Source organism: Actinomadura sp. NBRC 104412, from assembly GCF_030269515.1.
Taxonomy (GTDB): Bacteria; Actinomycetota; Actinomycetes; order Streptosporangiales; family Streptosporangiaceae; genus Spirillospora.
Map to the genome: position 1 here is coordinate 14749 of NZ_BSTM01000013.1, position 14625 is coordinate 29373.

The following is a 14625-nucleotide window of genomic DNA, read 5'->3' on the forward strand; positions in this document are numbered from 1 at the left end:
TCAGTGGGTGGCCGAGGCGAATTCGGCGATCCATTCAGAAGTGGTCCTGAGGCCACCGAAGGTGTAGAAGTGCAGCTTCACCTCGCCATGGCGGTGCGGGTCATAGCCGTCCGCCAGCGCGTGGATGAAGCGGTCGGGTCCGGCAGTGCCCATGAGGTTGGTCAGCGACAGTCCGTATTTCTTGGCGATGCCTGCGCTGGTGCTGACGCCGAAGCGGGTGGCGTAGGACAGCAGCCGCCGCACTCCGGCGGGGCCTGGTACGCCGACCCGGATCGGCAGGTCGATGCCGCGCGCCCGGACGCATTCGATCCAGGTCAGCACCGGCTCGGCGGCGAAACCGAACTGGGTGATGATGCCGGCCGGGAGCCCCTGTTCCCGGAGCAGCGCCGTCTTGGCCTCGAGGGCCGTCCACAGCGCCCGGTCCGTGATGGCGGGGTGGCCCTCGGGGTAGCCGGTGACGCCGATGTGCCTGACGCCGTGGGCCTGGAGCAAGCCGGTGTTCAGGACGGACAGCGCGTCCTCGTACGGGCCGTGCGGTTCGGACGGATCGCCGCCGACGACGAACACCTCGCCGAGAACATCGTCCGCCGCCAGCACGGCCAGGAACTCCTCGAGCGTCGCCCGTGAGCGCAGGCGGCGGGCCGAGATGTGCGGTACCGGGACGAATCCCAACTCCTTGACCATGCGCGCGGCGGTCAGGCGCATCGGTAGGTCCTCGTTGCCCAGGAAGGTCACGTTGATCCGGGTGCCGGGCGGGATGGCGGCGCGGGCCTGTTCGAGCTCGGCGGCGTCCTTGCCGGTCATCTCCAGCGAGAAGTCGCGCAGCAGGTCAGCACCCCGCGACCGCGCCGTCTCAGGCATTGGGACGGGACAGGTCGTGCCGCCGGTACTGCTTGCGCGCGTGCTCGTCGAAGGGTGCCGGTTGCACCGTGGCCCGGACGCGCGGGAAGCCGAGGTCGGCGTCGGGGCTGGTTCCGGGGCCGGGATGCTCGCCCCACACGACGGTCACCTCGGTGCCGGGCTCGGCGTACTGCTTGTCGATCAGCGTCAGCGACAGGAGGGTGCCCGTCCCGTCGATGGTGGCGGTCTGGTGGGTGAGGCCGACCAGGGACGAGCCGGCCTCCACCCGATGCCGGGCGTAGGTGAGGTGGTAGCCCATTTCCTCGCCGATGACCTTCCGCATGTCCTCGGGGTCGAGGACGAGGGTGACCTTCGTCCGCCGGTGCTCGTCCTTGGCCTTCTCCAGAGCGGCCCGGCCGATGAAGTCGTGGTTGAACGAGATGGAGCGGCCATAGCCCAGTTCGTACGGCGAGCAGTAATAGTCCTCGATGTTCTCGGAGAAGAAGCTTCCGTTCAGGGGACGCTTTCCCTCGATGCCGAACAGCGGAAGCCAGTTGCGATAGTCGAGTAGTTCCGGGTCGGTGTAAATACCCGGGATCGGGGAAGGAATCCAGCCGCTCTCAACACTCGCGCTCGCGTAGGCGTACCCGCCGACGTGGACGAGCCCGAACGGCTCACCGGCCGTCATCAGCGCGTCTTTCACCGCCGCCGCGTCCTGCCAGTCCCCGACGAACTCGAATCCGTCCTGGCCCGCCATGTTGTGCCGCAGCGCGCGGAAGTGGCGCCCGGCCAGGGACACCGGGACGGAGTGGAAGAACTTGGCGGGCGGCAGCGGCCCGCCGAACGCGGCCTCGACCAGGTCCCGCGCCAGCGGCCCCTGCACCTGGAAGCGGAACAGCTTCGGGTCACCGCCGCCACGGAACGCCGAGGACGGGTCGGTCGAGAACGCGACGTCGTATCCGCCCTTCTCACCGTGATACTTCACCCAGTTTTGCGCTGCGGGAATTCCGCTCAGGACGTAGCGGTGCTCCGCCTCGCGCAGCAGAATGCCGTCGGTGACGATATGACCTCGTCCGGTCACCGGGATGAACTGCTTGGCCTGGCCCACGGCGAACCGCTCGTAGTCGTTCGCGCTCACGGCCGCGAGCAGCCGGGTGGCGTCGGGCCCCTCGATGAAGGTGTCGAACATGTGGTGGCACAGGTCCGAGATCGCCACTCCGGAATGCCACGCCGCCTGCTCTTCGCGCCACCCCGCGTACTCGGGCTCGATCACCTCCGGCAGCCACGGCGCCGGGTCGGGCTCCCACAGCAACCGCACGGGTGATCCCGCCTGATCGATGCCGGCCTGCAGGCTCGGTACCGCCATGAGAACCTCCCAGGTGGACTAGATCGATCTAGTAGATCGATCTAGCGAATGTAACCGCAGGGTTTCCGGCAGGCAACGGCACCGGGTCGCATGCTTAGGTTGCACGTGGCGACGCAGGCAGCGCCCCAGCCCCGGCGGCCCCGGTATCGTCAAAGGGGGTGGCCAGGAGAGGGTGGTGATGGGCGCGAAGCGGGTGACGCTGCGGGACGTGGCCGCGGCGAGCGGGGTGTCGCGGTCCACCGCGGGTTTCGTGCTCCGGGACACGCCGAATATCTCGATCTCACCCGCCACCCGCGAGCGCGTCCGGCAGGCCGCGCGCGACCTGGGATACGTGCCGCACGGCATCGCCCGGGCGCTGCGCGAGGGATCGTCGAGGATCGTCGTGCTCACCATCGACAGCGGCCTGGAGGGCAACTACTCGCGCAGCTACATCCGCGGCCTGGACGACGAGCTCGCCAGGCACGGCCACGTCCTGTTCGTCCGGCATGGTCACACGACCCCCGAATCGGCCCAGCAGGTGATCGACGCGATCGCCCCGCTCGCCGTGCTGCGATTCGGGCAGAAATACCTGATGCCCGGCCACGAGTACGACGACGGCGGCCAGAGCGGCGGCCTCGCCGGGAACATCGCGCTGCAATTCGGCTACCTCGCCGAACGCGGCCACACCCGTACCGCCATGGCGCTCCCCGGCGACCAGGACCCGCTGGGCCCGATCCGGCTGCGCTTCGCCCGCGAGGCGGCGCGGACGCTCGGCCTGCCGCCGCCGCGGGTCCTGACCCTGCCGCCGGATCATGCGGCCTGCGCCGCTGCCGCCCGGACCTTCCGCGGCGCCCACGGCGACGTGACCGCGGTGGCCGCCGCCAGCGACGAGGTCGCCCTGCGCCTGCTGGCCGCCCTGCGCGAGCTCGGCGTGGCCGTGCCGGACGATCTCGCCGTCATCGGTTTCGACGAGTCCGGATACGGGGCGCTGACCACCCCGGCCCTCACCACGGTCCGCATCGACGCCGAAGACCACGGCCGCAACGACGCCCGCACCATCCTCGGACTCGATCCGTCCCCGCCCCACCACGCGCCGGCCGAGGTGATCGTTCGCGAATCGGCCTGACCTGGGGCGGCACGCGGCGCGGGACGAACGCGCCGCTCGACGACGCGGCTAGAGCTCGTTGCCCCAGCACATGCGCGCGATGGTCTCCACGTGGATCAGTTTGCGGCGCTGGTCGTCGGGGGAGATCGCGGCCTGGCCCGCCACGTCGGAGAAACCCGCGCTCGGGGTCACCGCGATGTCCTCGATATCCTTGATCTCGGCCGCCACGTCCATGCGCTGCATGATCGTCTCTACGTCCTCCAGGTCGGGGACGGACGGGTCGACGATGCCCAGGGCGGCGTCGCGGTCGGCGGGGACCGCGCGTAGCAGGGCGACCTCGCCTTCGGTGCCCTTGTCGTAGGGCAGGACCCAGCGGTCTACGGGCAGGGCGGAGAACAGGTGGGTGGCTGCGGCCCGGTCTACGGCGCCCACCGCTCGGTGCGTCGGGCACAGGCCGATGCGGACGTTCTCGGGTTTGGCGGCCACGTTCACCGCGATGGAGTCGATGGCCACGGCCTCGTCCAGGGTCAGTGGCTGGCCGCCCTTGCCGCAAAGGTATGCCGAGTAGCGGTAGTTGTTCAGCTGGATCAGGCGGACGCCCTGGGCTATCAGCAGTTCGATTTCGTCGCGGACGATTCGGGCCAGGGCTTCGCCCAGCTTGACGGCGCTGCTATAAGCCGCTCCGGAAACCGCTGGGTTATAGCAGCTTGCCGCCAGGTAGGCGGGAGAGGGCAAAGTCGCCTTGGGGGCGGCGGTCAGGCCGGCCATTCTCTTGACGGGCTCGAAGCCGTCGGCGATGAGGGGGCCGCCGGATTTGACTTCGCCGTCGACCGTCCATTCGTCGCGGCCGTGGGGGTCTTTGCCGCCGGTCCGGTGGAAGCCGCTTACCGAGTCCAGAACCGCGCTTCGGAAGTCGGCGCGACGGAATTCGCCGTCGGTGACGACCGACAGGCGGAGCCTGCGCTGGGACCGGACGGATTCGGAGATCGCCTGGTCCTCGGCGGCACGCAGTTGCGCGTCGTCGATCTCTCCGGCGGCGTGCCGGGCGCGCGCGGCCAGGAGCTCGGGGGGACGGATCAGGCTGCCGTGGTGGTCGATCCGGAATTTGTAGGTGTCAGCCATTGCGGACCTCCGTTCGCTGTCGGGCGCCACCCCATGCCTCGAACTGCAGTTGGTAGCCGAGCGCGCCGAGCACCTCGTCGCAGACCTGCTGGTCCTCCTCGGCGGTGCCGCCGGAGATGCCCAGGCCGCCGAGGATCTCGCCTTCGCGCTTGATGGTGACGCCGCCGTCGGTGGCGACGATCGGGTGGGTGCCCATCGTGGACAGCTGCGCGAAGAAGCCGGGGTTGCTCTCGGCCCAGGGCTTCAGCATCCGGGTGGGGCGCTCCATGACCGCGGCGCTGTACGCCTTGGCCATGGCGATGCTGGGGGTGAGGGGACGGGCGCCGTCCGAGCGCTTGACCACCAGCGCGAAGCCGCCGGCGTCCACGATGGCGACACTGAGTGCCTTGCCCATGCTCTGGCCGCTCTTCAGGCAGGCGGCGGTGATCTCCTCGGCTTCGGCGAGGGTGAGTTTCATGCGGTCTCCTTCGTGAGGGCTGCACGGACGCGAGCGACCGCGGCGTTGAACTCCTCCGGCGCCTCCCAGTACATGGAGTGCGGCGTGCCGGGGATCAGCTCCAGGCGGGAGCCCTTGACCAGCTCGTGAGCGCGCCGGACGGTGGCGGGGCGCAGGACGGCGTCGGCCTCACCGGCCAGGAAGGTGATGTCGAGCCCGGAGGCGACGACCTCGTCGATGCTCGGGCCGCCGACCGACAGGTTGCGCAGGTCGGCCATCTTGGCCACGTTGAACGTGCCCATCTGCTGGAACAGGAAGGTGCGCGCGGGCTCGTCCTCCTGGAACCGCTTGCTGAGCAGGCGGTCGATGACGGGCAGCTTGACGGCCTCGGCCCGGTTCGCGGCGACCAGTTCGGAGAGCTCGGGATGATCGATACCGCCGAGCGAGTGGGCCAATACGACCCCGCGCACGCGGTCGCGACAGCTCAGCCCCGCCCGTAGCGCCGCCGCGGCCCCGATCGACTGGCCGACCAGGAGGACGTCGGTGAGGTCCTCCTTCTTCAGGACGGCGACGATGTCGCCGGGGAAGTCGCGGCCGTCGAACTCGGGCATCGAGGAGTCGGAGTTGCCGAAGCCGCGCAGGTCGACGGTCACGACCGTGTAGCGGTCGCGTAATGCGGCCACCTGCTGCCACCAGGCCGCGTGGTTGCCGCCGGAGCCGTGGACCAGCAGGATCGGCGGGCCCGAGCCGTGCCGTTCGTAATAGATCGAGTGGCCGTCCGAGGTGGCGACGCCCATGTGCGCCTCTCCCCCGCTCACTCGGGCCTATTGCCGTGGTAGACGAGCTCGATCATCGTGTGGTCGGGATCGTGGATGTAGCAGAATTTCGACTGGTTCTCGGGCCGCTCGATGGGACGCGTGTGCCGGATGCCCAGCTCCTTGAGGTGGGCCAGGAAACCGTCCCAGTCCTCCACCTCGATGGCGAAGTGGTAGGGCGCCATCCGCTCCATCTCCTCGACCGGCGTGAAGTGCAGGTCGAAGTTGCCGCGCGTCATCAGCACGACCTTGGTGTTGCTCTTGGGCTTGATCGCCTTGAGGCCGAACACCTTCGAGTACCACTCGATGGTCCGCTCGGGGTTGGTGGTCGGGAAGTTCACATGGTGGATGTATCGAGGCCGGCTGGCCCTGTCATTCATCGTCCTGCCTTTCTGCGCGGCTTTCGGAAAGCACGGGATTGGACAGCGTGCCGATCCCGCTGATCTCGATGTCGACGGTGCTCCCGGGCTCCAGCTGGACGGTCGCGTCCGCGCCCATCCACAGCACGTCGCCGGGGTGCATCGTGATGTACCGGGTGGTCTCGACGATGTACTCGTACGGGTCGAAGATCATCGCCCCGGTGCGGAAGGACGCGCGGACCTCCCCGTCCACCCGCACGGTGGTGGTCTGGGCCAGCGGGTCGGCATCGGTCTCGATCCACGGGCCCATCGGCTTGAAGGTGTCGCTGTTCTTGCTGCGCCAGAAGCTCCGGTCGGCGTGCTGCCAGGCGCGGGCGCTGACGTCGTTGCCGATCGTCCACCCGAAGACCGCCTCGCGCGCCTCCGCGTAGGTGGCGCGGCGCAGCCGCCTGCCGATGACGGCGACGACCTCGCCTTCGGCCTCGAACCGGCCCTCGACGCCGTCCGGTTTGACGATGGCCTGGCCGTGGCCGATCAGCGCGTTGTTGGCCCGGTATCCGACTTCGGGACGTTCGGGGATCGCGACGCCCGCGTGCTCGGCGTGACGCTTGTAGTTCATTCCGACGGCGTAGAACACGTTCGGGACGACGGGCGGCAGGAAGGTCGCATCGGCCACCGGGACGGCCCGTCCGGCCTCGGCGTTACCGCCACCCTCGAGCGGGGAGCCGCGCAGCGGGCGCAGGACGTCCCCGTCCACCCGCGCCCACACCGCGCGGCCGTCGACGGAGATCCGGGAGTACCTCATCTCGGCGCGCCTCAGCCCGTGAGCAGGTGGGAGACGCGCTTGGTGACGAGGTAGGCGTCGAGCCCCTCCGGGCCGCCCTCCTTGCCGTAACCACTCGACTTGACCCCGCCGGACGGCGCCTCGTGCACCGACCCGCCGCAATGGTTGATCGACAAGATGCCCGCCTCGAAGCCCCGCACCAGGCGTTCGGCGGTGGCGGACGACCGGGTGAACCCGTAGGCGGCCAGGCCGTAGGGCAGCGAGTTGGCGATCCGCAGCGCCTCGTCCAGGTCGCCGAACGGTGTGATGGGTGCGACCGGGCCGAACGGCTCCTCCCGCATCAGGCGCGCGTCCGCCGGGACGCCGGTCAGCACGGTCGGCGGGAAGAAGAACCCCGGCCGGTCGATCCGCGAACCGCCGCACAGGACCTTGGCGCCGCGCGCGGTGGCGTCGGCGACCAGCTCGTCCATCGCCTTGAGCCGCCGTTCGTTGGCCAGCGGGCCCATGGTCACGCCGTCCTCCAGGCCGTCGCCGACGACCACGGCCTCGGCGGCCTGGACGAACGCGTCGACGAACTCCTCCAGCAGGCTCTCGTGGACGAGGAAGCGGCTCGGCGAGGTACAGACCTGGCCCGCGTTGATGAACTTGGCGGTCGCGGCGCGGCGGGCCGCGGCAACCGGGTCGGCGTCCGCGCAGACGATCACCGGGGCGTGCCCGCCCAGCTCCATCAGGCACGGCTTCATCTCCGCGCCCGCGGCCGCGGCCAGCAGCTTTCCGACCGGGACCGACCCGGTGAACGCGATGAGCCGGGTCTGCGGCGCGGCGATCAGGTGCGCGGAGACCTCGGCGGGCTCCCCGAACACCAGATTGAGCGCCCCCGCGGGAACACCGGCCTCCTCGAAGCACCGGACCAGCGCGCAGGCCGTGCCGGGGGTCTCCTCGGACGCCTTGATGATGATCGAGCACCCGGCCGACAGGGCGGCGGCCATCTTGCGCATCGGGGAGCCCGCCGGGAAGTTCCACGGCGTGAACGCCGCGACGGGGCCGATCGGCTCGCGGCGGACCGTCAGCAGCGTGTCGTCCGCCGAGGGGATGACCCGGCCGTAGGCGCGGCGGGCGTCGTCGGCGTCCCAGCGCAGCGCGTCCGCCACCCGAAGCGCCTCGCCGCGCGCCTCCTTGAACGGCTTGCCCTGCTCCAGGGTCATGATCCGGGCGACCTCGTCGGCACGCGCGGTGAGCCGGTCGGCCGCGTCGTGCAGAATCGCGGTCCGCCGGGCGATCGGGGTGTTGCGCCACGCCGCGAAGCCGGTGCCGGCCGCCGCGAGGGCCTCGTCCAGCTCGGCCGTGGCGACCAGGGGTACCTCGCCGATGACCCGCTCGTTGGCCGGGTTGAGGACGGGGGCGGTGCGGCCCGATGCCGACGACGGGCGCCAGGTTCCCGCGATGAACAGCCGCGGGGGTGGATAGGCGTTCCCGGTCATTGGTCGTCCTTGGGGTCGCCGGATGTGCGCAGAGTCCAGATGTGGTGGGGTGGGGCGGTCTCGTGGACGCGCGTCCCGTAGGTGCCGTCGACACGGTCCATGTCGGCGGCGAGCTCGACGCGTCCGCCGCAGGGGGCGTGGACGAACCGGAAGACGTTCGAGCCGATGGTGTGCCGGCCGAGCCGCCGCGCCTCCCGCCAGCCCTGGCCGACCATGTGGTTGCCGCCCTCGATGACCTCGTCGAAGCCGGGGACCTCGAAGGCCACATGGTTCACACCGGCCCGGTCGGGACGGTGGCAGAGCAGGAAGTTGTGGTGGTCGGCGTCGCCCTCGCATCGCATGAACACGCCCATCGGCCGCACGATGTCGGTGGGGACGAAGCCCAAGCGGTCGGTGTAGAGCGCCACGGCCTCGTCCCGCCCCGCCTTGGGAATGTTGAGCGCGAGGTGGCACATCCGCAGCGGCCTGACCCGCCCGGCCGAGGTCACCGGGGCGTTCCAGCGCCGCACGTGACCCAGCACGTTCGCCTCGCGAGGGGTGACGACCTCCGCCACCGACGGCCCGGCCAGCGTGAGCCCGAGGCCGAAGCCCGTCTCGTCGATCGTGTGGTAGACGCCGCCCTCGTCGCCGACGACCTCGCGGTCTTTCGCCAGCGCGTCCACCAGATCGCTCAGCGCCTCGGGCGTGTCGACTCCCCACACCACCTCGCGGATCGTGGGGCCCGGCTCCAATGCGGGAGGCGCCCCGGCGATGGGCGACGCATGCAGCCGCACCGTCTGTTTGACAATCGTCTCGAAAACCGCTTGATCATCGGTGCGGGTGACGAGTGCCAGACCCAGGTCGGAAAAGAAACGGACGCATTCGGCGAGGTCCTCGACGCTGTAGACGACCGATTCGATGCGCTGGATTCCCACTGGTCGCTCACCCTCCTTCGGGCCGGTGCGTGCTCGCCGCGCCGGCACGTTGATCCTAGAAACCGGGCAGGCCGATCCCAATACGCCGAGCACTACCGAAGCTGCAACCGTTACTTGCACAGCCGACGGGATCAGATTTCGAATGCCGGCATGGGGTTGTCGGAGAACCAGCCGGTGAGGAAATCGAGGAAGACCTCGACCTTCTTCGGGATCTGCTGCGCCGGCCCGTAGATGGCGTACAGCGACCTGGCCGGAACCGGCAGCTCGGGCAGCAGAACCCGCAGCGCGCCGCTCATCAGTTCCTCGTACGCGGGGCGCTGCGGCAGCAGGGCGATGCCGCGGCCGTGCACCGCCGCCTTCTGGATGGCGATGTAGGAGTTCGACAGGAACGCGATGTTGCGGATCTTGTGCAGGGTGCTGGCGTGCCCGTGGCCGATCCGCCACACCGGGTCGTTGAGGTGGACGAGGCAGTCATGGGACGCCAGCTCGTTCGGATGCGTCAGGGCCCCGTGCCCGTCGATGTAGGACTTGGCCGCGCACAGCACGAACGGCAGCGAGGCGATCTTCTTCAGCCGGACGGACGAGTCGCGCAGGTCCCGGGTGTGGAAGGCGACGTCGAAGCCGGCGTCCAGGAAGTCGTAGGTGCGGTCGGACATGCCGCCCAGCTCGAACCGCACCTCGATCTTGGGGTAGGCGACGGAGAAGGCCGCGATGGCGTCGCCGAGGTCCAGGCTGCCGATCCATTTCGGGCAGATCACCGACAGCGTGCCCTCGGGGCGGTCGTGCAGCTCGGCGATGCTGGCGTCCTCGGCGTCGATCTCGTCGAGGATGCGCTCGGCGAACCGGCTGTAGCGGATGCCGGGTTCGGTCAGGCTGATGGAGCGCGCGGTGCGGTTGACCAGCCGCACGCCCACCTGTTTCTCCAGGTCCGCCACGTGCCGCGAGATGAGCGAGCCGGAGGAGCCCAGGACCTTGGCGGCGCCGCTGAAGCTGCCGACCTTCGCGACCGTGACGAAGCTGCGCATAACGAGCAGGCGATCCATGGGCTCCTCCGGCTGATGCGGGAAGGGGGTGGGATGCGGACTGACGGGCCGATTATGTCCGAAAAATTCGTGTTTTCGGACAGCCTCTTCCGGACAGCAGAACGGCCGGAACAGGCTCCTACTTCAGGCAGTACTGGGGCGCCTCGTCCAGGTTGTCCTTGGTGATGAGGGTGGCCGGCGCCTGGGTGATCTTCTGGATCGGCTTCTTGTGGAGGTACGCGAGCGTGTTCCGCACCGCGAGCCGGCCGATCACGGTCGGTGAGTTGGCCACCGTGGCGGCGAACCGCCCGTCCCTGACCGCCGCCAGGCCGTGGTCGGTGCCGTTGGTGGTGACGATCTTGACCTTGGACCCGGCGGCCTGGAACGCGTTCAGCGCGCCGAAGGCCATGTCCTCGTTGGCGACGAAGACATAGTCGAGCCCGGGATGCGCCTGGATCATGTTCTCCGCCACGTCCTGCGCCTTGGTCCGGTTGAACATGCCGGGCTGGTTGGCGACCACCTTGGCGTTGCCGGGCAGCGCGCCGGAGAACCCGCCGGTCATCAGGTCGGACGCGGCGCCCGGCGCACCCGCGATGACGCCCACCTCCACCGCGGCGCCCTTGGCGTCCTGACCGACCCACTGCGCGTCCAGCGCCCCGACCCGCTTGAGGTCCACCACCGCGGCACCCGCGATCTTGGACGGGTCATCGGTGACCACCGAGGTCAGGAAGATCGGGATCTTGGCGCGGTTGGCCTTGCCGATCGCGCCCTCCAGCGCGTCCACGTTGACGGTCTGGACGATCAGCGCGTCCACCTGGCGGGAGATCATGTCCTCGATGTTGGACAGCTCGGTCCCGGGGTTCTGGCCCGAGTTGGCCGTGAGCAGTTCCGCGCCGTTCGCCTTCGCCTCGCGGTCGACGGCCTTCAGCAGGCAGGTGTGGAACTCGGTGTTGGCGCCGTTGACGAAGCCGAGCTTGACCTTGTCGTCGCCCGCGGCACCACTGCCGCAGGCACTCAGCACGGCCATGGAGGCCACGGTGACGAGTACTCCCAGGGGACGTCCAAGGGATCTTCTGAGGACGGATGAGCGCATGACGGATGCCGCCTTTCTGGCGTGGTCGCGTGTTCGGGGTGGGACGAGCCGGGGGCTCACTCGAAAAGGGCGGATTCACCTTCTCCGGCGCTGCACGAGGTTGGCGATGGCGGCGATCAGCAGCACCGCCCCCACCGAGATCTGCTGGTAGTAGCTGGAGACCTGGAGCAGGTTGAGCACGTTGGCGACGATGCCGAGCAGCAGCACGCCCAGGACGGTGCCGAAGATCGTGCCGCGCCCGCCCTCCAGCGACGTCCCCCCGATGACCACGGCGGCGACCGCGGTGAGCTGGAGCGTCAGGCCGCCCGTGCCGGGGCTGCTGGCGCCCAGCCGGGACAGCAGCATCAGCCCGGCGAGACCGGCCAGGGCACCGCCGAGGCTGTAGAGGATGAGCTTGTCGCGGTTGACGTTGATGCCGCTCAGACGCGCGACGTCCTCATTGCCCCCGATGGCGAACGCGTCCCGCCCGAACGTGGTGTAACGCATGACGAACGCCGTCGCGGCCAGGATGACGCCCGCCACGATCGTCAGGTAGGGCAGGCCCAGCACGCTCCCGTTGCCCAGCTCTGTCATCCTGTCGCCGATGGAGACGCTGAGCCCGTTGATGACCAGCAGGGCCACGCCGTCCAGGAGCGTCGCGGTCGCGAGGGTCGCCACGAACGGCGCCACCTTGGTGAAGGTCACGACCAGGCCGTTGACCAGGCCGACCGCGGTGGCCAGCACCATCGACGCCACGACCGCCAGGACCGTCGAATGGCCTCCCTCCAGCAGTTGCGCGGAGACGGCCGTGGTGACGGCCACGGTGCTGCCGAGCGAGAAGTCCATGCCGCCGGCGGTCATCAGCAGCGTCAGCCCGGCGGCGATCACCGCCACGACGCTGATCTGGCGCAGCACGTTGAGCAGGTTCGTCGAGGTGAGGAAGGAGTCGGTCCGAACGCTCGCGAACACCACGATCAGGACCAGCACCACGATCAGGCCCGAGTGCGGGATCCCGCGCAGCACGGGCGGCACCGGGCTCCGCCTCGGCGCCTCATGCCGCGCCCCCGGCCCCGCCTGCGCGGCCGCCTTCTCGACAGGGACACTCACGTCAGGTCTCCTCCCAGAACCGCGGCGACCAGGTCGTCCCGCGTCACCTTGGCGATCTCGTGCTCGGCGACCATCCGCCCGTCCCGGACGATGATCACGCGGTCGGCCAGCCGCATCACCTCCTCCACGGACGAGGAGGCCAGCAGCACCGCCACCCCCTGCGCGGCGAGTCCGTCCACCAGCGTGTGGATCTCGGCGATCGCGGCCACGTCCACGCCGTTGGTCGGGTCCTCCAGCAGGCACGCCACCGGGTCGCTGGACAGCCACTTGGCCAGCAGCACCTTCTGCTGGTTGCCGCCCGACAGCCGGTCGACCGGCGGATTCTTCGACAGCGACACCACCCGGTAGCTCTCGCGCAGCGCCGCCGCGCGGCGGCTCAGCAGGGCCCGGCGATGCAGGTGGCGCCCGTCCAGGCGGTCGCGGGCCAGCAGCAGGTTCTCGTCCACCGACAGCTCGGGGATCAGGCCGAGGGTACGGCGGTCCCCGGTCACGCAGCGCAGGCCGCTGGCCAGCGACCGGGAGATGCTCCCGAACGGAACGGGGGTACCGTCCACCGCCAGGTAGCCGCGGGCGGGACGGCGCCGCCCCGACAGCAGGTCGAACAGGCGCGACTGAGCGTCCCCCGCCGGGCCGAGCACCGCGACGATCTCGCCCTTGCGCACGTCCACGCCGAAGCCGTCGATGAACCGGCCGTCGCACAGGTCGTGGATGCTGATGCCCACCTCGCGGAACGTCCCGGTCCGGGGCGGCCGCCGGGAGACCACCTCGCGGCCGACCATGTCATGGACCAGGCCGCGCTCGTCGGCCTCCTCCGCCGGGCCGCTCCGCACGACGGCGCCGTCCCGCAGGACCGTGATGCGGTCGGCCAGCCCGAGCACCTCGTCGATGTGGTGGGAGATGTAGACGACGGCCACGCCGTTGTCGCGGACCCTGCGCACCATGGCCCGGATCTGCTCGGCGGCCTCGGCGCCCAGGCAGGCGGTGGGCTCGTCGAGGATGAGCACCCGGCCGCCCCGGCGCACCTCCCGGGCCACCTCGACCATGGTCTGCTCGGCGACCGTCAGTTCCCCCGCGATCTGGTCGACGTCGAGGCCGACGCCGAGCTGGTCGAGGGCCTGCCGCGCCCCGTCCCGCAGCGACCGCCAGCGCACCAGCGAGCGGCGGGCGGGCAGGTCGCCCAGCATGATGTTCTCCGCCACCGTGAGGCCCATGACCAGCTCGCGGCGCTGCGGGACGATCGCGATGCCCAGCCGCCGGGCGCGCCGCGGGGTCAGCAGGTGGACGACCCGGCCGCCGATCTCCAGATGGCCCACTTCCGGCCGCTGGACCCCCGAGAGGATCTTGACCAGGGTGGACTTGCCCGCCCCGTTCATGCCCATCAGCGCGTGGATCTCGCCGGGGTGGAAGTCCAGGTCCACGTCCTTGAGCGCCACCGCGCCGCCGAACCGCTTGGTCACGTTGCGGACGCCGATGACCGGCCCGGCGCCGTTCGGCGAGAACGCTTCGGGGGTCACTGGGTACAGGTCGCGGCAGGTGGTCTCCGCCGGGTGGGTCGAGGTCATCTCGAATCCTCGGGGTCGCTCACACGCGCGTAACCGCGGATGTCGGGGAAGGGCGGGGTGCGGTCGGGCTGCAGGTCGACTTCGAAGGCGTTGAGGCACATGCCGAGCATGGAGAAATTGCCGAGCGATCCGACCGCGTCCACCAGGCCGCGCGGACCGAAATGCTTCTCCGCCTCCCGGAAGGTGTCCTCGGAAACGAAATGCTCCTCGAGGATTTCGTGGCAGAAGCGGTAAAAGGCGGCGTCCTCGTCCCGGTCGAAGTCCGGCTCCCGGCGCTCGGCGATCGCCCGCAGCGCCGCGGCCGGGATGCCGGCCTCGATGGCCTTGTCGACGTGGGCGTTCCAGGAGTACTGGGCGTCCCAGTGCCGGGCGGCCATGAGCAGCGACAGTTCGCGCAGCCGCGGCGGAATGCTGGAGTCGAAGCGCACGAAGGCGCCCAGCGCCTCGACCCGTTCACACAACTCCGGGCTCTGCAGCCAGACCAGGTAGGGACCGCGCACCGCACCCCGCCTCCCGGCGATGCGCGCGCTGATCTCCCGCTGCCGTTCGTCCATCTCGTCCGCGGCGATGATGGGAAGTCTCATGAGCGACCGAACCCTCGTTCCTGTGATCCGCACCACTCCTGATGGGGTGGTGCTGCCAGAAAGTACAGGTCGATGCG

At 70.0% G+C, this 14625-nt stretch carries 15 protein-coding genes; 1 reads left to right on the forward strand and 14 read right to left on the reverse strand.

All coding sequences use genetic code 11. The features are described 5' to 3' along the window. Together QSK21_RS17800 and QSK21_RS17805 are read right to left on the reverse strand one after the other, a co-directional pair. Positions 1–861 (reverse strand): methylenetetrahydrofolate reductase, encoded by an 861-nt coding sequence (locus QSK21_RS17800; RefSeq protein WP_285697122.1) that lies wholly within the window; start codon positions 859–861, stop codon positions 1–3. Next, positions 854–2206: a hypothetical protein gene (locus QSK21_RS17805; protein WP_285697123.1), complete on the reverse strand. Its 1353-nt coding sequence runs from the start codon at positions 2204–2206 to the stop codon at positions 854–856. The genes QSK21_RS17800 and QSK21_RS17805 overlap by 8 nt, the downstream gene beginning before the upstream one ends. Positions 2207–2384: 178 nt before the next feature. Here QSK21_RS17805 and QSK21_RS17810 point away from each other — a divergent pair, with 178 nt between their 5' ends. Beyond that, complete coding sequence (locus QSK21_RS17810; RefSeq protein WP_285697124.1) at positions 2385–3311, forward strand: LacI family DNA-binding transcriptional regulator; 927 nt, start codon at positions 2385–2387, stop codon at positions 3309–3311. Positions 3312–3359: 48 nt separating this feature from the next. On the opposite strand, the gene QSK21_RS17815 is transcribed toward QSK21_RS17810, so the two are convergent. The 12 genes from QSK21_RS17815 to QSK21_RS17870 form a co-directional block, all read right to left on the reverse strand. Next, the gene (locus QSK21_RS17815) at positions 3360–4412 is read right to left on the reverse strand and encodes a uroporphyrinogen decarboxylase/cobalamine-independent methonine synthase family protein (protein WP_285697128.1); all 1053 of its coding nucleotides are present in this window, start codon (positions 4410–4412) and stop codon (positions 3360–3362) included. Beyond that, positions 4405–4869, reverse strand: coding sequence for a GlcG/HbpS family heme-binding protein (locus QSK21_RS17820; protein WP_285697131.1), 465 nt, complete (start codon positions 4867–4869; stop codon positions 4405–4407). The genes QSK21_RS17815 and QSK21_RS17820 overlap by 8 nt, the downstream gene beginning before the upstream one ends. Beyond that, positions 4866–5645: an alpha/beta fold hydrolase gene (locus QSK21_RS17825; RefSeq protein ID WP_285697133.1), complete on the reverse strand. Its 780-nt coding sequence runs from the start codon at positions 5643–5645 to the stop codon at positions 4866–4868. The genes QSK21_RS17820 and QSK21_RS17825 overlap by 4 nt, the downstream gene beginning before the upstream one ends. A gap of 17 nt (positions 5646–5662) precedes the next feature. Beyond that, positions 5663–6004, reverse strand: coding sequence for a VOC family protein (locus QSK21_RS17830; RefSeq protein WP_285697134.1), 342 nt, complete (start codon positions 6002–6004; stop codon positions 5663–5665). A gap of 31 nt (positions 6005–6035) precedes the next feature. After that, complete coding sequence (locus QSK21_RS17835) at positions 6036–6827, reverse strand: fumarylacetoacetate hydrolase family protein (protein WP_285697135.1); 792 nt, start codon at positions 6825–6827, stop codon at positions 6036–6038. Positions 6828–6838: 11 nt separating this feature from the next. Beyond that, positions 6839–8287 carry an NAD-dependent succinate-semialdehyde dehydrogenase gene (locus tag QSK21_RS17840; RefSeq protein WP_285697136.1) on the reverse strand — a complete coding sequence of 483 codons (1449 nt, stop codon included), beginning with the start codon at positions 8285–8287 and terminating at the stop codon, positions 6839–6841. After that, complete coding sequence (locus tag QSK21_RS17845; RefSeq protein ID WP_285697137.1) at positions 8284–9201, reverse strand: VOC family protein; 918 nt, start codon at positions 9199–9201, stop codon at positions 8284–8286. Before QSK21_RS17845 ends, QSK21_RS17840 begins: the two co-directional genes overlap by 4 nt. A gap of 131 nt (positions 9202–9332) precedes the next feature. After that, the gene (locus QSK21_RS17850) at positions 9333–10244 is read right to left on the reverse strand and encodes a LysR family transcriptional regulator (protein ID WP_285697138.1); all 912 of its coding nucleotides are present in this window, start codon (positions 10242–10244) and stop codon (positions 9333–9335) included. Positions 10245–10362: 118 nt separating this feature from the next. After that, on the reverse strand, positions 10363–11250 hold the full coding sequence (locus QSK21_RS17855) for a sugar ABC transporter substrate-binding protein (protein WP_285697140.1): 888 nt from the start codon (positions 11248–11250) through the stop codon (positions 10363–10365). Positions 11251–11391: 141 nt separating this feature from the next. After that, the gene (locus tag QSK21_RS17860; protein WP_285697142.1) at positions 11392–12402 is read right to left on the reverse strand and encodes an ABC transporter permease; all 1011 of its coding nucleotides are present in this window, start codon (positions 12400–12402) and stop codon (positions 11392–11394) included. Then, entirely contained in the window at positions 12399–13964 is a 1566-nt protein-coding gene (locus tag QSK21_RS17865; RefSeq protein WP_285697143.1) for a sugar ABC transporter ATP-binding protein, read from the reverse strand. Before QSK21_RS17865 ends, QSK21_RS17860 begins: the two co-directional genes overlap by 4 nt. Further along, a complete protein-coding gene (locus QSK21_RS17870; RefSeq protein ID WP_285697144.1) occupies positions 13961–14518 on the reverse strand; it encodes a carboxymuconolactone decarboxylase family protein in 558 nt (185 codons plus the stop codon). Before QSK21_RS17870 ends, QSK21_RS17865 begins: the two co-directional genes overlap by 4 nt. Between the last annotated feature and the right edge of the window lie 107 nt (positions 14519–14625).